Genomic DNA, 22,417 nt, shown 5'->3' with positions numbered 1-22,417 from the left:
GGCGTCGTTGCCGTAGGAAGGCCGGCAACGACGCGGTGTCGCGACTGCGTTACTGCGCTGCGGGTTTCTTCGGTGCGCGCGGCTTTTTCGGTGGGGCTGGCTTGGCGCCCGGCAGTGCCGCGGCCTTCGGCTCGGACGGAGCCTTGGGCTTGGCGGGTGCCTTCTTGGACTTGGGCGCCGGTGCTTTTGCTTCCGCCTCGGCCAACTTCACCGCCTTTTTCCAATGCTCTTCATCGCGACCGTGGGGTTTACCCTCCGATTCCCAGATCTGGTGGGCCAGTTCGCGAACACGCTTTTCATCGACACTCATTTAGACGCTCCTGATCTTCATGCTTGTTCAATCAACAGGTTGAGCGGACATTCCGACAGCACTTCGCTGAGCATCAGCTCCCTACTAGGGCTGACAACGGTGTTTGGGAAAAGTCCACTGCAAGTGACAGGCGAAACGGCAAACGGCAGAATTACGCGGGTGTCGTCCCAGTTCTGCGGCGGAATCAACGGAATACTGGCGGCACCGAGCAGATCGCTGGCCAGACGCGGCACGACGATAATTGCCCGTTCTCCTTCGCCGAGTCGGGCGAAGGCCAACACCTTGTCGGCGTGGCGACCTTGGGCATTGAGCGGCAGGTAGGCGCCCCGCTGGAACAGGGCGGGATGGGCGCGGCGCAGGTTCAGTACACGGGCGATCACCGATTGTTTCAGACGCCCGTCACGCCAGTGCGTCAGCAGATCGTGCAGCGGCGCTTCGTGCTCCAGGCTGGCGTGTCGGGCCGCGTAATCCACCGGCCGACGGTTGTCCGGATCGACCAGGCTCAGGTCCCAGTATTCATTGCCTTGGTAGAGATCGGGCACGCCCGGCGTGGTCATGCGCAACAGGCTCTGCACCAGGCCGTTGAGCGCGCCGGGGCAGGCGATACGCTCGGCGGCGTCGGCCAGCGAATGGCGAAGGTGTTGATGGTCCTCGCTGATCAGCAGGCCTTCGAGATAGCGCGAACAGGCCTGCTCATACGCCTCGTTCGGCGCGGCCCAACTGCTGCGCAGCTTGGCTTCGCGCAGCGCTTTCTGCTGCCACTGGCCGACCCGTTCGGCGAACGCCTGCAAGCCTGCACGGTCGTCGCGGTCCAGCGTCAGCGGCCAACTGGCCAGTAGCGTCTGGAACAGCAGCATTTCATCGGCAGGGCTCGGCGCCGGACCGTCGTCCTGCCCGTCCAGCAGCGAATGGGCCAGTTCGCGCCAATGTTCGACGCGGCTGGCCAACCATGGCCCGCGCTCGCTGAGCACGGCCAGGCGCGCGCGGCAGTCTTCGCCGCGTTTGTGATCGTGGGTCGCGGTGGCCAGCAGATTGTCGGGAAAGTCGCGCAGGCGGCGCTGCGCCTCGTTATGGAACTCGGCCGGCGAGGCGCTGAAGCGCTCGGCCTCGAAGCCTACATCGTTGCGCGAGAGCAGTCGTGCGCTGCGGTAGAACGCGGTGTCCTCCACGGCCTTGGCCGCGCTGGGGGCGGTGAGTTGCTGGAAGCGCACGCAGGCGTGACGCAGGCGCTTGCGCGCACGGCCAACGGGCAGTTCGCGCCAGGATTGGCCGCCGAGCCAGCGTTGCAACTGCTCCAGCAGCGGCCAATCGGCCTCGCTGAGCGATTGCCGGGCGCCTTCCATGGCCTGCTGGAAGAAGGGTTCGTCCTGCTCGGGACGGCCACACGCGCTGATGTAGGTACGATAGACCGGGTAATGCTCGACCAGCGCCTGCACGCCCCGGCGGATCGCGCCCAGGGTCAGGTCACGGGTCATCAGGTCGTCGCGCGCCACCTGCAACAAGGCCTGGGCCACCGACTCGCAGTCGCCGGCCAGGCTGGCGTTAAGTACCAGGCGCCGGGCAATGCGCACTTCTTCGTCGAACTCGGGGCGCTCGGCCACGCTGCGCCAGAGCTCGGTCAAGGGCGCTTCGCCCGCCGGATCGTGCTGTACCAGCGACACCTGGTTCATGAACTCATAGCCGGTGGTTCCGTCGGTGAGCCAATCCGGGTGCAGGTGTTCGCCCGTGCCGAGGATCTTCTCCACATAGATCGGGAAGTGCTGCAGCGTCGCTTCGGTAGGGCGCTTGGCCAGCAGGGTATCGACTCGACGGCGCAGGTTGCGGCAATAACGGCGCGGATCGGCCAGGCCGTCGATGTGGTCGATGCGCAAGCCGTCCACCAAGCCGCGTTCGATCAGCTCGAAGAGCTTGGCATGGGTGGCTTCGAACACCGCCGAGCGCTCCACGCGCAGGCCGCCCAGTTCATTAATGTCGAAGAAGCGCCGCCAGTTGATGTCATCGGCAGCGGTGCGCCAGCTAGCCAGGCGATAGCTCTGGCGTTCGAGCAGCAAGTGCAGGCGCTGGAAACCGTCTTCGGTGTGACTGTCGAAGGCTTTTAGCGCCCGGTCGAGACTGGCGCCTTGGTTGACGCACTGGGCCAGCTCGGCTTGCAAAGGCGCTGCCTCGGCCAGCGGTTGGGTGGAGTCGTTCAGGGCGTCGAAACGCTTGCCCAGCGCTTGCAGCGCTGCGTCGTCGCTGTGGCCGAGGACGCGTCCGTAATCCAGTGGGCAGATCGGGAAGCGGTGCTCGTGATGCTCGACTTCCAGCACGCCGCGTTCGGCGTCGAAGGTCAGAGGCAGCTCGCCGTTTTGCAGGGCGACGCCGTAGTCGCTGCCCAGGAATGGCAGCAGCAACTGGCCCGCTAGCAGCGGATCGCTTGAATGCCACTGGATATCGAAGAACTCGGCGTAGGGACTGCGCCGCCCCCAGGCCAGCAAGTCTTGCCACCAAGGATTGTCGGCGCCGCCGACCGCCATGTGGTTGGACACGGTGTCGAGGATCAGCCCCATGCCGTGCTCGCGCAGGGCAGCCACCAGGCGCAACAGTGCGGCCTCGCCGCCCAGTTCCGGATTGACCAGGGTCGGGTCGACCACATCGTAACCGTGCCGGGAACCGGCGCGGGCTTTGAGAATGGGCGAGGCGTACAGGTGGCTGATGCCCAATCGGGCGAAGTAGGGCACCAAGGGCACGGCATCGTCGAGGGTGAAGTCGCTGTGAAATTGCAGGCGTTGGGTCGCAGTCAAGGCGTTCATCGGTCGCGCTCCCCGGCCTGGACCCGCGCTTGGGCCAGCAATTCCAGGCGGCGGGCGGCGTGTTCGTCATCCAGCAATTCGGTTACCGGACGCTCGAAGCGCCGTCGCCAGTTAGGGTGCCCATCGGTGGTGCCGGGCAGGTTGGGCTGCTCTTCCAAGCCCAGCAGGTCTTCGAGCGGAACCAGCACCAGCGGGGCGCGGGTGTGGCCGACATAGCGGATGGCAGCGTCGATCAAGGCGTCGTTATCCTTCAAGTGACCGTAGTTGGATTCCAAGGTACGGCGCAGGCCATGAATTTCCTGTTCGCGATCCTGCCGCCAATGCGACTCGGTGGCGGCGTCGATCAGTTCCAGGCGATGATTCCAGTCGATGTCGCGGGCCTTGAGCCAGCCGGCCAGCGGTGACAGATCGTGGGTGCCGGTGGTGGCCAGGGCTGAATCGGGCCAGTCCAACAGCGGTTTGAAATGGCCCGTGGAACTCTGCTCGAAGGGCAGTACGCGCATGCCCAGCACGGCCTTGTCGGCCAGGCGCTCGCGCAGGCCTTCAGGCACGGTGCCCAGGTCTTCGCCGAGGATGATCGTCTGGTTGCGCACCGATTCGAGCGCCAGCAGCCGCAGCATGTCGTCGAACGGGTAGTCGACGTAGGCGCCTTGCTTGGGTGTGGCGCCTCTGGGGATCAGCCACAGCCTGCGCAAGCCCATGACATGATCGATGCGCAGGCCGCCGGCATGGGCCATGTTGGCCCGCAGCATTTCGATGAAGGCGCGAAAGCCGTTGCGCTTGAGGCCTTCGGGCGAGAAGCCGCTGATGCCCCAGTCCTGCCCGGAGCGATTGAGAATGTCCGGCGGTGCGCCGACCGTGAGCTCGGCGAGCAATTCGTCCTGACGGCTCCAGGCCTGGCTGCCCCCGCCGTCGGCACCGACCGCCAGATCGGCGATCAGGCCCACGCGCATGCCACCGCCGTTGGCCGCTTGTTGGGCGCGTTGCAGGCTGCGCTCGGTCAACCATTGGCAGAACGCTTGAAATTCCACTTGCGCAGGATACGCCGCGGCCATCGCCTCGACTTCGGCGGCGTCGGGCTGACTCCAGGCATCGGGCCACTCACGCCAATCGGCGCCCAGACCCTGCTCCACGGCTTCGGCCTGCAGCACTTCGAAACGGCAATGCTGCTCCAGGGCATCGCCTGCAGCCTCGCGGAAACTGTCGAAGTCCGAACGCAGGGGATGGTTACCCTTGCTGAACTCTTCGTAGAGCGTCCTGAGCAGCTTGTGCCGCACGTCGGCGGCACGCGGCCAATCGACCAGCGCTTGCTGTTCCAGGTCTTCCAGACTTTCGGTGAGCCCAGCCATCTCAGCGGCCATGCGCACCTCACGTTCGCCCAGCACCACCGAAGGGCTGGCGTAGAGATAGTTGAGCAGCAGGCGGCTGGAGGGGGAATAGGGGCTGAAATGTTGTTGGTCGAACAGCGACAGGGCGTGAATCGGGCTGATCGCCAAGGCATCGGCGCCGCGCTCGGCGGCACAGCGGGCAAATTGCTCCAGTGCCAGGCAGTCGCCGAAGCCGCCATCGCCCGGGCGACGCAAGCTGTAGAGTTGCGCCGACAATCCCCAGCAGCGGGGGGGCTGTTGCTCGACCACGTCCGTGAGGCTATAGCAGCGTGCAGGGGCGACGGCCACGGTCAAGGTGCGCCCGTCGATGTCGAGACGGTGATAGCCGATCGGCAGCTCGCCAGGCAACTGCGCCTGGGCGTCGAGCGTGAGCGTGCGCGAGGTGCCGTCTTCGAGCGAACAGCGCACCGCGCTGTCGGCCGTGAACCAGCGCTTGAGCGCCAAGGGCTTTTCCAGGTCCACCGTCAGCAGGGGCGGGAGATGGTCGCTGTCATGTGCTTCATCCAGCGCAGCCAGGCTGCGCTCGATGGCGGCGTCGTCTTCGGCAGGCAATCCCAGGCCCTGCAGAACACCGCGCAGGGCTTCATCGGTAACGCGTTGCGGGCGATCGTTGGCATCGGTCCAGTCACGGGCCAGGCCTGCGCGGGCGGCGAGGCGGTGCAGCGGCGTATCGCTCATGGCGTCTCCTGGCGAAGGGGAAGCAGACTGACCACACAGCTATAGGCGGCCAGGGTGGAATCCGGGTGGGCGTTGTCGCTGCTGTCGAACAGGCGCGAGTCGGCGCCCGGTAAGGTTATGGGCTGCGCCGCTGGCCCAAGGTTCAGATCGATTCGCAGCTCACTGCCATCGCCCAGGCGCCAGCGCGCTGTGAGGGCCTTTTCGCCGATGACCTCAGCGCCCAGGGCGCGACTGCCGACCAGGCGCGGCATCAGCGTGCGCTGGCGGATATGCAGCAGTTGGTGATACAGACCATGCCAGCCGGCGAGCACCTGCATGCCGGCGGGATGCGAGGCGGTGAAGGTGTCCAATGCATTGGGGTCGGGAATATGCTCGCGTTTTTCCGGGTCGGCGAACGCGGCGAAGTGTTCGAATTCGGCGCGACGGCCTTCGCGAACGGCATCGGCCAGTTCGTCGTGGAAGTCGGTGAAGAACAGGAAGGGTCGGCAACTGCCTTCCTCGTCGCCCATGAACAGCAGCGGGATCATCGGCGACAACAGCAACAGCCCTGTCGCGGCGCGCAGTGCCTGGGGCGGGCACAGCCGCGTCAAGCGCTCGCCCAGCGCCCGGTTGCCGATCTGGTCGTGGTTTTGCAGGAACAGCACGAAGGCGCTGGGTGGCAAATGGCCGCTGGGCTCGCCTCGCGGTTCGCCCTTGCGGTTGGGCTGGCCCTGGAACACGAAGCCTTCGCCCAGGCAGCGCGCGAGCTTGGCGATGGGCTGGTCCTTGTAGTCTTCGTAGTAGCCCTCGGTTTCATCGGTGAGCAGCACATGTAAGGCATTGTGGCCATCGTCGTTCCACTGGGCGTCGAAGCCCTTTTCCAGTAGCGCTGCCTGATTATGTTCGTTCTCCAGCACCAGCCAGACCTGTCGGCCTGGTTCGACCGCTTCGCGCACGCGCGCGGCCAGTTCGACGAGGAAGTCGGGTTGGTCGATCGCGTGTACGGCGTCAAGGCGTAGACCATCGATGCGGTAGTCGCATAGCCACATCAGCGCGTTCTGAATGAAGAATTCGCGCACTTCTGGGCGGCGGAAATCAATGGCCGCGCCCCAGGGGGTCTGACGATCCTCACGGAAGAAGGTGCTGGCGTACTGGGGCAGGAAATTGCCATCGGGGCCGAAGTGGTTGTAGACCACGTCGAGCATGACCATCAGGCCGTGGCCGTGGGCCTGGTCGACCAAGTGGCAGAGTTCGGCGGGCGAACCGTAGGTATGCTGCGCAGCGAAGGGCAGGGCGCCGTCGTAACCCCAGTTGCGCTCGCCGGGAAACTGGTTGACGGGCATTAACTCAATAGCGGTGATACCCAGTTCGGCCAGGCGCGGCAGTTGCTGGGCCACGCCTTTGTACCCACCCAGCACGCCCACGTGCAGTTCCTGAATCACTGCCTCGTGCCAAGGCCGGCCTTGCCAGGGGTGCTCCCAGGAGTAGTGAGACAATTCGACGATTTCACTGGGGCCGTGTACGCCTTCAGGCTGATAGCGAGAGGCCGGATCGGCCACTTTCAGCTCATCGTCGATCTTGAAGAAGTAACGGTCACCCGGTGTGCAAGGGGCGATGCCGGCGAACCAGCCATCGTGCTCGGGCAGCAGCGTGACCGCTGGCTGCCCTTGGATTTCCACGCTCACGTTGCGCGCGTCCGGCGCCCAGAGGGCGAAGCGCGCCGACGTGGCGTCCATTGAATGTGCGCCATGCCTGTGCATCTTCATACCTCGTTGTCAGTAGGCGCCGGCGTGTGCCTGGCAGACCAGTTCCTCGTACAGGCGGGCATAGGGTTCCACCGCCTGGCACCAATTGAAGGGTTGAGTCATGGACAGGCAGCGCATGGCGTTGAGCAGGTCTTTATGGGCATGCACGTAAAATGCCCGGCTCAGCGCTTCGCGGTAGCTGTCCACGGTCGACTCGTTGAACAGGAAGCCCGTGACGCCATCTTCGATGGTGTCAGCCAGGCCACCGGTGTTGCGCGCCACCGGCAGCGAGCCGAAGCGCTGGGCGTACATTTGGCTGAGTCCGCATGGCTCGTAGCGCGACGGCATGAGCAGGAAGTCGCTGCCGGCGAACATGCGACGGGCGTCGGTTTCGTTGAAGCCGATGCGCACGCCGATGCGGCCCGGGTGACGCAGAGCCAGCTCGCGCATGGCCTGCTCTTCCTCTGGCTCGCCGCGACCGATGATCGCGATCTGTCCGCCCTGACGGACGATGTCTTCGGCCACACCCAAGGTCAGGTCCAGACCTTTCTGGTAGACCAGGCGCGATACCACAGCGAACAGCGGACCTTCGGACGGTTCGAGGCCGAACAGTTCACGCACCTGATCGGCGTTGCGTGCCTTGCCTTCCCAGTCGTTGAGGCTGAAATTGTGCTCCAGGTGAGTATCGGTGGCCGAATCCCAGCTCTCGTCGATACCGTTGGGGATCCCACCGAGCAAGCCTTGCTGGGCCTTGCTGGCCAGGAAGCCGTCCAGGCCGCAGCCGAACTCGGGTGTGGTGATTTCCTGGGCGTAGGTGGCGCTCACGGTAGTGATGTGACTGGAGTAGGCCAGGCCCGCCTTGAGGAACGACAGCTTGCCGTAGAACTCCATGCCTTCCTGCTGCATGGCATGGTCGGGGATGGCCAGCTCGGGGCTGCAGGCGCGGCTGAACACCCCCTGGTAGGCCAGGTTATGAATGGTGAACAAGGTTGCGGTATTCAGGCCGCGCCAGTGCATGTACGCCGGCGCCAGGCCTGCTGGCCAGTCGTGGGCGTGCACCAGGTCCGGGCGCCAGTGCATCATGCCTTCGCCTGCGGCGATATCGGCGGCCGCCAGGCCCAGGCGGGCGAAGCGAATATGGTTGTCTGGCCAGTCGCGACCGTTGTTGGCGCCGTAGGGGGTGCCTTCACGCTCGTACAACTCGGGGCAGATCAGCACATAGATGACCAGGCCATCGGGCAGGTCCATGCGGCCGATCTTGCACGGTGGCAACGCGGCATGGCCAGCCAGTTCGCCAACGATATGGATGGGGTTGTCACTGTCGACCACTTGCGGATAGCCGGGAATCAGCACGCGGACGTCGTGCAGGTGGGCCATGGCGCGGGGCAGGGCAGCGGACACATCGCCCAGTCCGCCGGTCTTGACCAGGTCGGCGAATTCCGAGGTGACGAACAACACCTTGCGCTTGAGCGGGTTCTGACCGCGCTGGATACCGGGTGCCTTGCCTGTCGTGACGAACCCTGGTGGCAGGGGCCCGCTATTATCGGGGTTGAACAATTCTACATGAGGCTCGACAGCGGCACTGATCATTACTTCTCTCCATCCCTTTCGCTGGTGGGTGCGTCACCCATCGCGTTATCTCGTATTGGTTCTCGCCTTTTGTTACAGGTGTTCGTGATGCGATCCTTGCCCCTGAGTCGTGCACAGCAACGCCGCGCGCTCGAAAGTCCGGTCGAGCGGGCGTTTGGACTGATTGGGGTGGGCGGGCTGGCGCGTGAGGTGATCCTCTTGCGCGGCCTACTTAGTTGCTGACCTACCCATGTTTTGGAAAGTTCTACTTATTTTGGAGTAGCTGCCTTCACTGGTTGTCGAGGGAGGGCCGAGGGGTGGCACTCACCGTCTGACACAGCAAAACACGGGCCGAGCCTGAGTGTAGGTGACGAAAGGTAGCGGCGGTGACCCGCCGGTCACATTTTCCATGACCGTTGATCTGCGCAAACGTTGGCGGCAGAGCACGCGTCGTTGGCGGTGCCAGGAAAGGGAGCAGAACGAGGCGCGGGAGGAGGGCGTAAAGTCGAGCGATGGGGCCTGATCAGGCCCCGAAACAGTGCGTAAGGATCAGAACTGGGGCAGTTTGCCGTTCAGGCGAGCTTCTTCGAGCATCAGGTTGAGCTGGGCCACCTGCGCGCGCAATTGATCACGCTCGTCGCGAAGCTGACGCAGTTCGTCGCGGCGTACGGTGACGTAGAGGGTCTGGGTGGCGGTGGCAGGCATGACGGTACCCATGAGTACACCTCGCAGTTTGGCTGGTGACGGTAGTAAGCGTAGACGCTTCGTGCGGCGCGCATTTTGAATTCTTTGCCAAGCGATGGGAACTTTTTTGTTTATCGTGGTCATGCCGTTCGTCGGTGAACCCTCGGGCGGCGCGCTGGACTAACCTGAATCACCGAACCGCGTTGTCATTCATTCGCAAAGAGGGAGCATCGGCACATGCAACTGGGAATCGTCGGGCTGGGCCGCATGGGCGGCAACATTGCAAGGCGCCTGATGCGCGCCGGCCACCAGACGGTGGTGCACGATCGCAACCGCGACGCGGTCACGGCCTTGGCCGGCGACGGCGCGCAAGGCGTTGACGACCTCGCCGCCATGGTCCAGGCGCTGCAGGCGCCGCGTGCCGTCTGGGTGATGCTGCCGGCCGGCGAGCCGACCGAGCAGACCATCGCGCAGTTGGCCGACCTGCTCGAGCCGGGCGATGCGATCATCGACGGTGGCAATACGTTCTACAAAGATGACATGCGCCGCGCCGCCGAACTGGCCACGCGCGGCCTGCATTACCTGGACGTGGGCACCTCCGGCGGCGTCTGGGGCCTGGAGCGCGGCTACTGCATGATGATCGGCGGCGAGCGTGAGGTGTTCGAGCGTCTGGAGCCGCTGTTCGCTGCCTTGGCCCCAGGCGTCGGCGACATTCCCCGCACTCACGGGCGCAGCGGCGAGCCGGTGCGTGCCGAACATGGTTACATCCACGCCGGTCCACCTGGTGCCGGGCACTACGTGAAGATGGTGCACAACGGCATCGAGTACGGCTTGATGCAGGCCTACGCCGAAGGCTTCGACCTGCTGCGCAGCAAGGGTGGCAACGAGCTGCCGGAAGACCAGCGCTTCGACCTGAACGTGGCCGAGATCGCCGAGGTGTGGCGGCGCGGCAGCGTGGTCACCTCGTGGCTGCTGGACCTGACCGCCGACGCCTTGGTGGCCGACCCGCAATTGGCCCAGTTCAGCGGCTCGGTGTCCGACAGCGGCGAAGGTCGCTGGACGGTGGACGCCGCCGTGGAACAGGCGGTGCCGGTTCCGGTGCTGTCCAGCGCGCTGTTCGCGCGCTTCCGCTCACGCCAGCAGCAAGGCACCTTCGGTGACAAGGTGCTGTCTGCCATGCGCCTGGGCTTCGGTGGCCACGTCGAGAACAAACGCCCATGAGCAAACGAACCACGCCCGCTGCACCGCCCTGCACGCTGTTCCTCTTCGGCGCCAATGGCGACCTGGTCAAGCGCCTGTTGATGCCGGCGCTGTACAACCTCAGCCGCGACGGCCTGTTGGACCGCAACCTGCGCATCGTCGGCGTCGACCACAACGAAGCCAGCGCCGAACAATTCGCCGAACGCCTGCATGCCTTCATGGCTGGCCGCGACAAAGGCGGCGAGGGCGCACCGCCCAGCCTCGATCCCGACCTCTGGGCGCGCCTGGCCAAGCGCCTCGACTACCAGACCGGCGACTTCCTCGACCCGGCCACTTACCAGGCCCTGGGCAAGCGCATCGACAAGACCCGCCACGGCAATGCCATTTTCTACCTCGCCACCTCGCCGCGCTTCTTCCCGGAAGTGGCGCAGCGCCTGGGCGAAGCGGGGCTGCTCGACGAGTCCGGCGGTGGTTTCCGCCGGGTGGTGGTGGAAAAACCCTTCGGCACCGACCTGGCCAGCGCCGAGGCGCTCAACGCGTGCCTGCTGAAGGTGATGAGCGAGCGGCAGATCTACCGCATCGACCATTACCTGGGCAAGGAAACGGTGCAGAACATTCTGGTCAGCCGCTTCTCCAACGGGCTGTTCGAATCGTTCTGGAACAACCATTACATCGACCATGTGCAGATCACCGCCGCCGAAACCGTTGGCGTCGAGACGCGCGGGGCGTTCTATGACAGCACCGGCGCGTTGCGCGACATGGTGCCCAACCACCTGTTCCAGTTGCTGGCGATGGTGGCGATGGAGCCGCCCGCGGCGTTTGGCGCCGATGCGGTTCGCGGTGAAAAGGCCAAGGTGATTGGCGCGATCCGACCCTGGACGCCGAAGCTGGCCCTGAAGAACTCGGTGCGCGGGCAGTACGGCGCTGGCAAGCGCCTGGCCGGTTACCGCCAGGAAAGCAACGTCGACAAGGACAGCCGTACCGAGACCTACGTGGCGCTGAAGGTGATGATCGACAACTGGCGCTGGGCCGGCGTGCCGTTCTACCTGCGCACCGGCAAGCGCATGAGCGTGCGCGACACCGAGATCGCCATCTGCTTCAAGCCGGCCCCGTATGCGCAGTTCCGCGAGTCGGCGCTGGAGCGGCCCAAGCCCAACTACCTGAAGATCCAGATCCAGCCGAACGAGGGCATGTGGTTCGATCTGCAGGCCAAGCGCCCCGGCCCGGAGCTGGTGATGGAGAACGTCGAGCTGGGTTTCGCCTACAAGGATTTCTTCAAGATGACCCCGGCCACCGGCTACGAAACCCTGATCTACGACTGCCTGACCGGTGACCAGACGCTGTTCCAGCGCGCCGACAACATCGAGAACGGTTGGCGTGCGGTGCAGCCCTTCCTCGACGCCTGGGCCAAGGGCGGTGAGGTGCACGAATACGCGGCGGGCGAAGACGGCCCGGAGGCGGGTGACGAATTGCTCACCCGCGATAAGCGCGAATGGCACCGCCTGGGGTGAAGTGACACAACCAGGGCCGCCGGTGCGGCCCTGGCGGGTGACTCAGTCCAGGTCGGCCGCCGAATGGCGCTCCGGTACCTGGCTGTCTTGCTCGCCCCAGGTGCGATTGACCCGGGTGCCACGCTGCACTGCCGGGCGTGCGGCGATGCTGTCGGCCCAGCGCTGCACGTTGGGGTAGTCCTGCACCGAGAGGAATTCGGCCGCGCCATACAAGTTGCCACGCACCAATTGCCCGTACCACGGCCACACCGCGATGTCGGCGATGCTGTAGTGTTCCCCGCCCAGGAACGGGCTTTCGGCGAGGCGGCGTTCCAGGACGTCCAACTGACGCTTGGCTTCCATGCTGAAGCGGTTGATGGCGTATTCGATCTTCTCCGGTGCATACACGTAGAAATGCCCGAAACCGCCGCCCAGGTAAGGCGCCGAGCCCATCTGCCAGAACAGCCAGTTCAAGGTTTCGGTGCGCGCTGCCGGGTGGGCAGGCAGCAAGGCGCCGAATTTTTCCGCCAGGTGCAGCAGGATCGAGCCGGATTCGAACACCCGCACGGGCGGCTCGACGCTGCGGTCGAGCAGGGCGGGGATCTTCGAGTTCGGGTTGACCTGCACGAAGCCGCTGGAGAACTGATCGCCCTCGCCGATGCGGATCAGCCAGGCGTCGTACTCCGCGCCGGCATGCCCTAGAGCCAGCAGCTCTTCGAGCATGATGGTGACCTTCACGCCATTGGGCGTGGCCAACGAATACAGTTGCAGCGGCTGCTCGCCCACGGGCAACTCGCGTTCATGGGTGGGGCCGGCGATCGGGCGGTTGGTGCTGGCGAACTGGCCACCTGAGGCGGCATCGTTCTTCCACACCTTCGGGGGAACGTAGGGGCTTTTGCTCATCCGATCTCATCTCCTGAGTGTCTTCGATCCCTGTGCGATCGCCGGATGCGATCAGGGTTCGGTGCACAAGACTAGGGCAGGATGAGCGGTGCTGGGAAGTCTTGCCGTAGCAGTGCAGCGGTGATCTGAAAGACGGTGCTTACCCGCGCGCGCCGTCTTTCAGCTTCAGGCCTCGTGCGGATCAGTGTGCGCCGGCCGCTTTGCTCAGGTCGCTCTCGGCCCATTGGGTGTAGACGCACGCATCGGCCACCGCCCAGCGCACCTTCACCCGGTCACCGGGGCGCATCGGCATGCCGGCCGCCGACAGCGCCTTGACCGTCATCGCTGTACCACCGTCGGTGTGCACATGGCAGGTCTGGCTCTCGCCGAGGAACAGCAGTTCGCCGACCTTGGCCTCGACCTCGTTCCAGCCTGCTGGCAGTGGCTCGCGGCTCGCCTGCTCGCTGCTCAGTGCCAACGCCTTCTCCGGCCTCACCATCACCAGCGCCGGCTGACCGGCGGCGAGCCCGGCGGTCAGGCGGATCGCCAAGGGTTGGCCTTCGAAGGTCGCCGCACCATGACCGGTGGCGCTGACCCGCAGGAAGTTGGAGTTGCCCAGGAACGACGCAACGAACGCATTGGGCGGATTCTGGTAGAGGTCATAGCCGCTGCCCAGGCCGACGATCTTGCCGTGGCTGAAGATGGCGATGCGCTGGGACAGGCGCATGGCCTCCTCCTGGTCGTGGGTCACGTAGACGATGGTGATGCCCAGGCGCCGGTGCAACTGGCGCAACTCGTCCTGCAGGTCCTCGCGCAGTTTCTTGTCCAGCGCGCCGAGCGGTTCGTCCATCAGCAGGATGCGCGGCTCGTACACCAGCGCCCGAGCAATGGCCACGCGCTGTTGCTGGCCGCCGGACAGTTGCGCCGGGCGCCGATGGGCGAACGATTCCAATTGCACCAGCTTGAGCATGGCGTCCACGCGCTTGGCGATCTCGGTGCTGGCCAGCTTGCGGATGGTCAGCGGGAACGCGATGTTGTCGCGCACGCTCAGGTGCGGGAACAGCGAGTAGCGCTGGAACACCATGCCGATGTCGCGCTTGTGCGGCGGCACGTTGACCAGCGACTGGCCGTCGACCAGGATCTGCCCGCTGCTGGGCGTCTCGAAACCGGCCAGCATCGACAGCGTGGTGGACTTGCCCGAGCCGCTGGAGCCGAGGAAGGTGAGGAACTCGCCGTCCTGGATGTCCAGGCTGATGTCGTCGACCGCGGCGAAGTCGCCGTAGTGCTTGTTCAGGTTGCGCAGGCTGACCAGGGTCTTGCCCTGCGCGGTGTCTTGGATGACTGCACTCATGGTTGTTGTCTCCGGCACTCAGGCGTTGATTTCGTTGCGACGGCGCAGGGCGCTGGCGATGACCATGACCAGGATCGACAGGCCGATCAGCAGGGTCGAAGCCACGGCGATCACCGGGCTCAGGTCCTGGCGCAGGGTGGTCCACATCTTCACCGGCAGGGTCTGCAGGTCAGGGCTGGCCATCATCACGCTGAGCACCACTTCATCCCAGGACACCAGGAAGGCGAACAGTCCGCCGGCGATCATGCCGGGGCGAATCGCCGGGAAGGTCACCTTGAACACCGCCTGCAGTCGCGAGGCGCCACAGATCACCGCTGCATCCTCGATCGACTGATCGAACAGCTTCAGCGAGTTGATGATCGAGATGATGGTGAAGGGCAGGGCGACGATCACATGGCTGACCACGAAGGCGAACAGCGTGCCGGTGTAGCCGAGCTTGAGAAACAGCGCGTAGACCGCCACGGCGATGATCACCAAAGGCACGATCATGGGCAGGGTGAACAGACCGTAGAGCATTTCGCGCCCGGGGAAACGCCCACGCACCAAGGCGAAGGCGGTGGGCAGGCCCAGGGCCACGGCGGCGATGGTGGTGAGCACGGCGACCTTGAGGCTGGCCAGGGCGGCGTCCATCCACTCGGGGTTGGAGAAGAACTGGGTGTACCACTTGACGGTCCAGCCGGGCGGCGGGAACACCAGCCACTGCGAGGAACCGAACGACAGCAGCACGATGAACACCACCGGCAGCAGCAGGAAGGCGGCGATGATCCCGGTGGTCAGGTACAGGCCCGTGCGCAGCGGACGACCCATGGCGTTGGGGGACAGGAGCATGACGGATTACCTCGCATTGCCGACCGGGGATTCCGGCTGCAGCTTCAGGTACAGGTAGAAGAGCACCAGGGTGATGGCCACCAGCAGTGCCGCCGCGGCGCTGGCCAGGCCCCAGTTCAGGAACGACTGCACCTGCTGGATGATGAACTCAGGCAGCATCATGTTCTGCGCACCGCCCAGCAGGGCCGGGGTGACGTAGTAACCGAGCGACATCACGAACACCATCAGCGCACCGGAGAACAGCCCCGAGCGGCACAGCGGAATGAACACCCGCCAGAAGTTGGTCCAGGGGCTGGCGCCGCAGATCGAACCGGCCTGCAGCACCATCGGGTCCAAGGCCTGCATGGTCGCCTGCAAGGGCAGGACGATGAACGGGATCATGATGTAGCTCATGCCGATCACCACGCCGGTGAGGTTGTGCACCATCTCCAGCGGGGCGTCGATGATGCCCAGGGCCATCAGCAGCTTGTTGACCACCCCCGAGCCCTGCAGCAGCACCAGCCAGGAGTAGGTCCGCGCCAGCAGGCTGGTCCACATCGACAGCAGCACGATGTTCAGCAGCCAGCGACCCCAGCCACGCGGCACCAGGGTGATCGCCCAGGCCAGCGGAAAGCCCAGCAGCACGCTGATCAACGTCACCAGGCCGGCCACTGAGAAGGTGTTGAACAGCACCCGTGCGTAGGCGGAGTTGGCGAACAGTTGTTCGTAGTTGCCCAGCCCCGGCACCGGCTCCAGCACGCCGCGCAGCAGCAGGCCGATCAGCGGCACGAAGAAGAACAGGCCGAGGAACAGCAGCGCCGGCAGCAGGTTGCCGCTGCCCCGCCAGCGCTGGCTCAGGGGCACGCGGCGCAAGGCCGCCCGCGGGGTGCCGGGGTCGGCACCTTGGGCGTTATGCAGGGCATTGATGGCGACTTTCATTTGACCAGCCACTCGTTCCAGCGCGCGGCGATGGCCTGGCCGTTCTTGGCCCAGTAGGCGAAGTCGAGGGTCACCTGATCCTGGGCGTGGGCGGTCGGCAGGTTAGGTGCCAGTTGCGGGTCCAGGCGCTGGATGCTGTCGAGGTTGACCGGGGCGTAGGCGGTGGCGTTGGCGAAGTCGGCCTGGCCTTTGGCACTGCTGGCGTTGGCCAGGAACTTCATGGCCGCGTCCTTGTTCTTGGCGCCTTTGGGAATGACCAGGAAGTCGGCCATGACCAGGTTCTGTTTCCAGCTCACGCCCACCGGCGCGCCGTCTTGCTGCAGGGCATAGAGCCGGCCATTCCAGAACTGCCCCAGGGTCGCTTCGCCGGAGGCCAGCAGTTGCTGTGACTGGGCACCGCCGCCCCACCAGACGATGTCTTTCTTGATGGTGTCGAGCTTCTTGAAGGCGCGGTCCAGATCGAGCGGGTAGAGCTTGTCGGCCGGGACGCCATCGGCCAGCAGGGCCAGCTCCAGCACGCCGGGGCTTGGCCACTTGTACAGGGCGCGTTTGCCTGGATAGGTCTGGGTGTCGAACAGCGCGCTCCAGTCCACCGGCTTGTTGGCGCCGAGCTTGCCTTCGTTGTAGCCGAGCACGAAGGAGAAGAAGAACGAACCGACGCCGTGGTCGGAGACGAAGCGCGGGTCGATCTTGTCGCGCTGGAGGGTGTTGAAGTCCAGCGGTTCGAGCAGGCCTTCGCTGGCCGCGCGCAAGGCGAAATCCGCTTCCACATCGACCACGTCCCACTGCACGTTGCCGCTTTCGACCATGGCCTTGAGCTTGCCGTAGTCGGTGGGGCCGTCCTGCACGACCTTGATGTTGCTGCTCTTGCTGAAGGGGTCGGCCCATGCCTGTTTCTGGGCGTCCTGGGTGGTCCCGCCCCAACTGACGAAGTTCAGGCTGTCGGCGGCCTGGGTGGTCTGGCAGGCCAGGGACAGCAGGCTGGCGGACAGCACTGCGGTGACGCGTTTACTCAACAGCATGGTTACGCCCTCGTGACTTTTGTTATTCGAGGCGGGGCTGTGTCGCGCCCGCCCATTGTATTCGGGAGCCGCTATTTCGAGTGGAATCTGGCCGTGGTGTGAGTGTAGGCACGGCCGGTAGCATTAAGGTCTACGGGATATCATATTATGGTATTCCAAACTTTTCGCAAGAGGGAGTTGGCGACCGGCCATCACTGCGTCACCCCCTCACGCGAGCACAGTGGGCTCGAATGGCACGCTCTCCACGACTTCCAGTTCATACCCGGCCAGCCCGGCATATTTGAGCGGCGGCCCCAGATGGCGCAGCTTGCCCACGCCCAGGTCCTGCAGGATCTGCGCCCCGGTGCCGACCTCCGAGTACACCTTGGTTTGCCCACGCTGGTACGGCCGCGGCGCCTGGATGAGGTGCGGCACCCGTTCGAGCAGGGCCTGGGACGATTCGTGATTGGCCAGCACCACCACCACACCGCTGCCTTCGGCGGCCACCCGTTGCAACGCTGCCCACAAGGTCCAGTTGGCAGGGCCGGCATACTCGGCGCCGACCAGGTCGCGCAGGGGATCGATGACATGCACACGCACCAGGGTCGGTTGCTCGCGGTGAATCTGGCCCATGACCATGGCCATGTGCACGCCGCCTTCGATGCGGTCCTCGAAGGTGACCAGGCGGAAGGTGCCATGCACGGTCGGCAGTTCGCGTTCGCCGATGCGTTTGACGGTCTGCTCGGTGCTCAGGCGGTAGTGGATCAGGTCGGCGATGGTGCCGATCTTGATGCCGTGCTGGGCGGCGAAGCGCTCCAGGTCCGGGCGCCGCGCCATGCTGCCGTCGTCGTTGAGCACTTCGACGATTACCGAGGCTGGGGCGAAGCCGGCCAGGCGCGCCAGGTCGCAGCCGGCTTCGGTGTGGCCCGCGCGGGTCAGCACACCGCCCTCGCGGGCCCGCAGGGGAAAGATATGACCGGGCTGCACCAGGTCTTCAGGGCGGGCATCGGCGGCCATGGCGGCGGCCACGGTGCGCGCCCGGTCGGCGGCGGAGATGCCGGTGGTGACGCCGTTGGCCGCCTCGATCGACACCGTGAACGCCGTGCCAAAGGCGCTGGCGTTGCTGGGCACCATCTGCTCCAGGCCCAGGCGTTGGCAGTGCTCGTCGGTGAGGGTCAGGCAGATCAGCCCGCGTGCTTCGCGCGCCATGAAGTTGATGACCTGGGCGCTGCAGCATTCGGCGGCGATCAGCAGGTCGCCTTCGTTTTCCCGGTCTTCATCGTCCACCAGCAGGACCATCTTGCCCTGGCGGTAGTCTTCGAGAAGTTCTTCGATGCGGTTGAAGGCCATGTTGCACGCTCGCGATGATCGGTGGAGTATTGTGGTATACCATAATACATAAATCACCCTAAGAGGAGCGCGCTGGATGAAGGCCTATTGGATCGCCCACGTAGAGGTCACCGACCCGCAGCAGTATCAGCAGTACACCCAGCGCGCGCCTGCGGCGTTCGCGGCTTACGGCGGACGTTTTCTGGCCCGGGGGGGCCAGAGCGAGGCGTTGGAGGGAAGGACCACGCCGCAACGCAGCGTGGTGATCGAGTTCGATTCGTACGAGCAGGCGTTGGCCTGCTATCGGTCGGATCTCTATCAGGACGCCTGCCAGTATCGGCACGGCGCGGCCATGGCCGAGGTCATCATCGTGGAAGGGTTCGAGCCGTAGTCTTCGGTGGATGCGCCTGCCAAGCAGGCGCGATGGCTACGGGTCAGTCTCAGTGTCCTGTGGCCAGCTCGGTGCCACGTTGGCGGCGGCGGTAGGCACTGTCGCGGCTCGCCAGCCACGCGTACAGCGGTGTGGTCACCGCCAGCCCGACCAGCCAGGACAGGTCGGCGCCGTCGATGTGCGCCGAGACCGGGCCGACGTACAGCGGCGTGTTCATGAACGGGATCTGCACCAGGATGCCAATCGTGTAGGCAATCAGCGCCTGCGGGTTGTAGCGCCCATAGCGGCCGCCATCGACCTGGAAGATCGACTGGATGTCGTATTGGCCTTTGTGGATCGCGTAGAAGTCGATGAGGTTGATCGCCGTCCACGGCACCAGTACCACCAGCAGCACCAGGACCATGTCGACGAAGTGGCCGATGAAGTCCGAGGAGGCGAACACCGCCACCACGCTGCACGCCGCCAGCACCATCAGCGACAGCACGGCGCGCGCGCGGGCAGTGGGGATCCAGCGGTAGGCGAAGGTCTGCACCAGGGTGATGATCGACAGCACCGCACCATACAGGTTGAGGGCGTTGTGGCTGATTACGCTGAGCAGGAACAGCACCAGCATCAGTGGACCGAGGGTGCCGGTGGCCAGCTTGACCGCGTCCATGGTGTCCATGCCTGCGGGAATCGCCAGCACCGCCACGGCCCCAAAGATGAACGACAGGCTCGAGCCCAAGACCGAGCCCAGGTAGGTGGTCCAGAAGGTCGAGGACACTTTCACATCGGCCGGCAGGTAGCGCGAGTAGTCCGACACATAGGGCGCGAAGGCGATCTGCCATAGCGCTGCCAGCGACACGGTGGCCAGCCAGCCGGAGAGGTTGAAGCCGCCGCGGGTGAGGAAGTCGTCGCTCTGAACATGGGTGAAGATGTAGACGAAGCCGATCCCGATGCCCGCGCCCAACACCCAGGTGCCGATGCGATTGAGCACGTGGATGAAGCGGTAGCCGATGATGCCGATGATGCCCGAGCCCAGCGCGCCGATGACGATCCCCACCGGCACCGGCACACTGTCGACCACGCCGTGCAGCGACTTGCCCGCCAGCACGATGTTGGAAGCGAAGAAACCGATGTACATCACCCCGGCGATCACCACCACCAGCAATGCGCCAAGGCTGCCGAACTGGGCGCGGCTCTGGATCATCTGCGGAATCCCCATTTGCGGGCCTTGCGCCGAGTGCAGCGCCATCAGCACGCCGCCGAGCAGGTGACCGACCAGAATGGCGACGATGCCCCACACCAGGTTCAGGTGGAACAACTGCACGCCCAGGGCGCCGGTGACGATGGGCAGCGGCGCGATGTTGCCGCCGAACCACAGGGTGAACAGGTCCTTGACCTTTCCATGGCGGTCTTCGGGGGGCACGTATCCGATCGTGTGTTTTTCGATGAGGGGGGCCGCAGGCGCTGCGCTGGTCATGAGGAACTCCAAGGCAAGGATGGGCACTTCACGGGTGCCCGGATGCGCGCCGGCAGAAGGCGGCGCGTTCTTGTTGGAAGCGATCATGGAGCGCGGAGGGGGAAGGAGAAATTAGTAAATTTGTGCTTACGAACGTTAAAAAAGCTACGTTCGCGAATGGGGCAGGATTCGACGTGGCGAGCGTGCAGGAGAGGGCGCCGTGGCGGGGTTGGCTCCACGCTATGCACCGCGCGGGTGCCCAGGTGAGCGATTTCAGTGCCAGGCGATCAGGACCGCGAGTGGCCCTGATCGCTCGGCGTCAGGCGTGTGCCAGGGTGCGCTCAGGCCTCACCGGGCGTAGCCAGGTGCTCAGGACCAGCAGCAGCCCGGCAGCCATCGCCATCACTGCCCAGGCCCAATGCAAGGAGCTGAGTTGGTCGCGTACCACCCCGGCCACCACGGGCATGCTCGCGGCGATGAGGTAGCCGCCGCCTTGCACGAAGGCCAGCAGCGATCCGGCTTCGGCCGGCGAGCGGGCGCGGTCGAGGGTCACGATCAGCGACAGTGGGAACAGTGCGCCGATGCCCAGCCCCAGGCACAGCACGGCCAGCAGGTACAGCGTCAGCGGCGCGGTCATCAGGCACAGCAGGCCGCCGATCAGCAGCAGGATCACCAGTGCCAAAGGCCGGCGGCGATCCGGATAACGGTGAATCAGCGCCGACACCAACAGCCCGGCGATGACCTCGGTGATGGTCAGCGCGCCCAGCAGATAACCGGCGCTTCTCGCCGGCCAGCCCAGCTCGACGAAGAACGGTGGCAGCCAGGCCAGCACCAGCGTGTAGGCCCCGGTGCCGATCCCGAAGAACACCAACAGCAACCAGGCACGGCCGCTGCGCCAGGGCAGTGCAGCGGCCGACGCCTGGCCATGTACATGGCCGGCCGCCAGCAGCCAGGCGATCAAGGCGATCATCGCCGGCAACGCGGCATAGCCCAGGGTCAGGTTCCAGCCCAGCATGCCGGCGCTGGGGGCGGCCAGGGCTGCGGCCAGCGCCGCCCCGGCCATGATGCCCGTGGTGAACAGGCCCATGAGCATACCGGCGCTGTGCGGATGATTGCGCTTGATGTAGGCCGGCATCAGCGACTGGATCACGGCGATGCCAATCCCGCCCACAGCGGCGCTGGCGATCAGCGCGGCGGACGACTCGACATAGGTGCGCACCGCGCAGGCCGCCGCGATCAGGGTCATGCCCATGGCCACGCCCCTGACCTCGCCGACCCGGCGTTGCAGCCACGGACCGGCGAGGGCGAACAGGCCCATCATCATCACCGGCAGCGTGGTCAGCAGGCCGCCCTGCAGGTTGCTCAGGCCCAGGTCGGCCTGCAGCACATCGAGCAACGGTCCGATCGAGGCCATGATCGGCCGCAGGTTGATGCCCACCAGCAGCGCCAGGACCACCACGCAGGCTTTGGAAGGGGTATCGCCCATTTCAGTGCAACTCCTGCAGGAAACCAGAACGTGCCCGGTGGACTGCCGGGGCATGGGAAACGTTGAAGACATGAGGGTGACCTGCAAGGGTATTGAGGTGTACGTGGGCACTGTCCCGGGAGAGCGGTCGAGCGTACTTCGAGGCGATGGGCGCGCTGTCGACGCGCAGGTCGGGTACGATTGCGCGGCGCCCCAGGCTCAGCGGCACCGCCAGCGCATTGCGCCCAGGCCGGTCGGTAGTGCCCCGGCCGCGCGGCAATCGCGCAGTGACGCCGGACCCGGCGTGAATGTCGCGATCGCGATTTCGGTCGTGTTCGAAGAACGCCATGTCCTCTCCCGGTTCATAACTCGTGCATATCAAGATAACTTAACGTTAAGATACTTGGGAAGCGCCAGGTGATGGCAGGGATATGGCCCATACAGTTCAGGGTGAACGAACGGTGACGCAATGAAAGATCATGTCGATTTCGTCGTCGCGCAGTGGGCGCAGGCGATGCCCTCGGTGGACGCCTCGTCCATGGAGGTGTTCGGGCGCATGGCGCGCCTGCAGAAGCACCTGGAGCGCCGGCGCGGCGCGGTGCTGGAACAATACGGTTTCAAGGAGGGTGAGTTCGATGTAATGGCGACGCTGCGCCGTGCCGGTGCGCCCTATCAACTCACGCCGACCGAACTGTACAACTCACTGCTGATCACCTCTGGGGCGATGACCAACCGCCTCAACCGGCTCAAGGACGCCGGCATGATCGAACAACTCCATGACGCCGCCGACAAGCGCAGCTACAAGGTGGCGCTCACCGCCCAGGGCCTGCACAGCATCGAGCAGGCTGTCGGCAGCCATACCGCGCTGCAGAACCAGTTTCTCTCTTCCCTGGCGCCGGAGGAGCGCGAGGCGTTGGCACGCATGCTCAAGCGCATGCTGGCGGCGCTGCCCGAAGATGGCGAACCCATCCCATGA

The 22,417-nt window shown here is 65.2% G+C and carries 19 protein-coding genes; 4 read left to right on the top strand and 15 right to left on the bottom strand.

Going from position 1 to position 22,417, the window contains the following annotated elements:
- Positions 1–49: 49 nt before the first annotated feature.
- From ACK2SD_RS14450 to ACK2SD_RS14425, 6 genes are all read right to left on the bottom strand, one after another.
- Complete coding sequence (locus ACK2SD_RS14450) at positions 50–310, bottom strand: DUF2934 domain-containing protein (protein WP_029614074.1); 261 nt, start codon at positions 308–310, stop codon at positions 50–52.
- Positions 311–327: 17 nt separating this feature from the next.
- Positions 328–3,102, bottom strand: a complete 2,775-nt coding sequence (locus ACK2SD_RS14445; protein ID WP_412460118.1) for a malto-oligosyltrehalose synthase — start codon at positions 3,100–3,102, stop codon at positions 328–330.
- On the bottom strand, positions 3,099–5,168 hold the full coding sequence (gene malQ, locus ACK2SD_RS14440; RefSeq protein WP_412460117.1) for a 4-alpha-glucanotransferase: 2,070 nt from the start codon (positions 5,166–5,168) through the stop codon (positions 3,099–3,101). Before malQ ends, ACK2SD_RS14445 begins: the two co-directional genes overlap by 4 nt.
- Complete coding sequence (gene treZ / locus ACK2SD_RS14435; protein WP_412460116.1) at positions 5,165–6,907, bottom strand: malto-oligosyltrehalose trehalohydrolase; 1,743 nt, start codon at positions 6,905–6,907, stop codon at positions 5,165–5,167. The genes malQ and treZ overlap by 4 nt, the downstream gene beginning before the upstream one ends.
- Before the next feature lie 15 nt (positions 6,908–6,922).
- A complete protein-coding gene (glgA, locus tag ACK2SD_RS14430) occupies positions 6,923–8,482 on the bottom strand; it encodes a glycogen synthase GlgA (RefSeq protein WP_039577250.1) in 1,560 nt (519 codons plus the stop codon).
- A gap of 528 nt (positions 8,483–9,010) precedes the next feature.
- The gene (locus ACK2SD_RS14425) at positions 9,011–9,178 is read right to left on the bottom strand and encodes a DUF6026 family protein (protein WP_162889512.1); all 168 of its coding nucleotides are present in this window, start codon (positions 9,176–9,178) and stop codon (positions 9,011–9,013) included.
- A gap of 204 nt (positions 9,179–9,382) precedes the next feature.
- Here ACK2SD_RS14425 and gnd point away from each other — a divergent pair, with 204 nt between their 5' ends.
- Positions 9,383–10,366 (top strand): phosphogluconate dehydrogenase (NAD(+)-dependent, decarboxylating), encoded by a 984-nt coding sequence (gene gnd / locus ACK2SD_RS14420; protein WP_039577253.1) that lies wholly within the window; start codon positions 9,383–9,385, stop codon positions 10,364–10,366.
- Complete coding sequence (gene zwf / locus ACK2SD_RS14415) at positions 10,363–11,856, top strand: glucose-6-phosphate dehydrogenase (protein ID WP_029614068.1); 1,494 nt, start codon at positions 10,363–10,365, stop codon at positions 11,854–11,856. Before gnd ends, zwf begins: the two co-directional genes overlap by 4 nt.
- A gap of 42 nt (positions 11,857–11,898) precedes the next feature.
- Here zwf and yghU read toward each other — a convergent pair whose 3' ends face one another.
- The 6 genes from yghU to ribBA all read right to left on the bottom strand — a co-directional run bounded on the left by yghU (position 11,899) and on the right by ribBA (position 18,165).
- A complete protein-coding gene (gene yghU, locus ACK2SD_RS14410; RefSeq protein WP_412460115.1) occupies positions 11,899–12,738 on the bottom strand; it encodes a glutathione-dependent disulfide-bond oxidoreductase in 840 nt (279 codons plus the stop codon).
- Positions 12,739–12,919: 181 nt separating this feature from the next.
- Positions 12,920–14,068, bottom strand: a complete 1,149-nt coding sequence (locus ACK2SD_RS14405) for an ABC transporter ATP-binding protein (protein WP_412460114.1) — start codon at positions 14,066–14,068, stop codon at positions 12,920–12,922.
- Positions 14,069–14,086: 18 nt separating this feature from the next.
- Entirely contained in the window at positions 14,087–14,896 is an 810-nt protein-coding gene (locus ACK2SD_RS14400; RefSeq protein ID WP_029614066.1) for an ABC transporter permease, read from the bottom strand.
- A 6-nt stretch (positions 14,897–14,902) separates the two neighbouring features.
- Positions 14,903–15,814, bottom strand: a complete 912-nt coding sequence (locus ACK2SD_RS14395) for an ABC transporter permease (RefSeq protein WP_029614065.1) — start codon at positions 15,812–15,814, stop codon at positions 14,903–14,905.
- Entirely contained in the window at positions 15,811–16,836 is a 1,026-nt protein-coding gene (locus ACK2SD_RS14390) for a polyamine ABC transporter substrate-binding protein (protein ID WP_039577262.1), read from the bottom strand. Before ACK2SD_RS14390 ends, ACK2SD_RS14395 begins: the two co-directional genes overlap by 4 nt.
- A 207-nt stretch (positions 16,837–17,043) precedes the next feature.
- On the bottom strand, positions 17,044–18,165 hold the full coding sequence (ribBA, locus tag ACK2SD_RS14385; protein ID WP_412460113.1) for a bifunctional 3,4-dihydroxy-2-butanone-4-phosphate synthase/GTP cyclohydrolase II: 1,122 nt from the start codon (positions 18,163–18,165) through the stop codon (positions 17,044–17,046).
- 76 nt (positions 18,166–18,241) lie between these two features.
- On the opposite strand from ribBA, the gene ACK2SD_RS14380 reads away from it, so the two are divergent.
- Positions 18,242–18,535, top strand: a complete 294-nt coding sequence (locus tag ACK2SD_RS14380) for a DUF1330 domain-containing protein (protein ID WP_029614062.1) — start codon at positions 18,242–18,244, stop codon at positions 18,533–18,535.
- A gap of 49 nt (positions 18,536–18,584) precedes the next feature.
- Here ACK2SD_RS14380 and ACK2SD_RS14375 read toward each other — a convergent pair whose 3' ends face one another.
- The 3 genes from ACK2SD_RS14375 to ACK2SD_RS14365 form a co-directional block, all read right to left on the bottom strand.
- Positions 18,585–19,997 carry a purine-cytosine permease family protein gene (locus ACK2SD_RS14375; RefSeq protein ID WP_412462318.1) on the bottom strand — a complete coding sequence of 471 codons (1,413 nt, stop codon included), beginning with the start codon at positions 19,995–19,997 and terminating at the stop codon, positions 18,585–18,587.
- Between the two features lie 298 nt (positions 19,998–20,295).
- Entirely contained in the window at positions 20,296–21,462 is a 1,167-nt protein-coding gene (locus ACK2SD_RS14370) for an MFS transporter (protein ID WP_412460112.1), read from the bottom strand.
- A 1-nt stretch (position 21,463) separates the two neighbouring features.
- Positions 21,464–21,790, bottom strand: a complete 327-nt coding sequence (locus ACK2SD_RS14365; RefSeq protein ID WP_162889513.1) for a hypothetical protein — start codon at positions 21,788–21,790, stop codon at positions 21,464–21,466.
- Between the two features lie 120 nt (positions 21,791–21,910).
- On the opposite strand from ACK2SD_RS14365, the gene ACK2SD_RS14360 reads away from it, so the two are divergent.
- The gene (locus ACK2SD_RS14360) at positions 21,911–22,417 is read left to right on the top strand and encodes a MarR family winged helix-turn-helix transcriptional regulator (protein WP_029614061.1); all 507 of its coding nucleotides are present in this window, start codon (positions 21,911–21,913) and stop codon (positions 22,415–22,417) included.

This window comes from Pseudomonas sp. SC11, assembly GCF_047039205.1.
Taxonomy (GTDB): Bacteria; Pseudomonadota; Gammaproteobacteria; order Pseudomonadales; family Pseudomonadaceae; genus Aquipseudomonas; species Aquipseudomonas boreofloridensis.
Note: the sequence above shows the minus strand (reverse complement) of the source record. Positions and strands in the feature narration are given on the sequence as shown.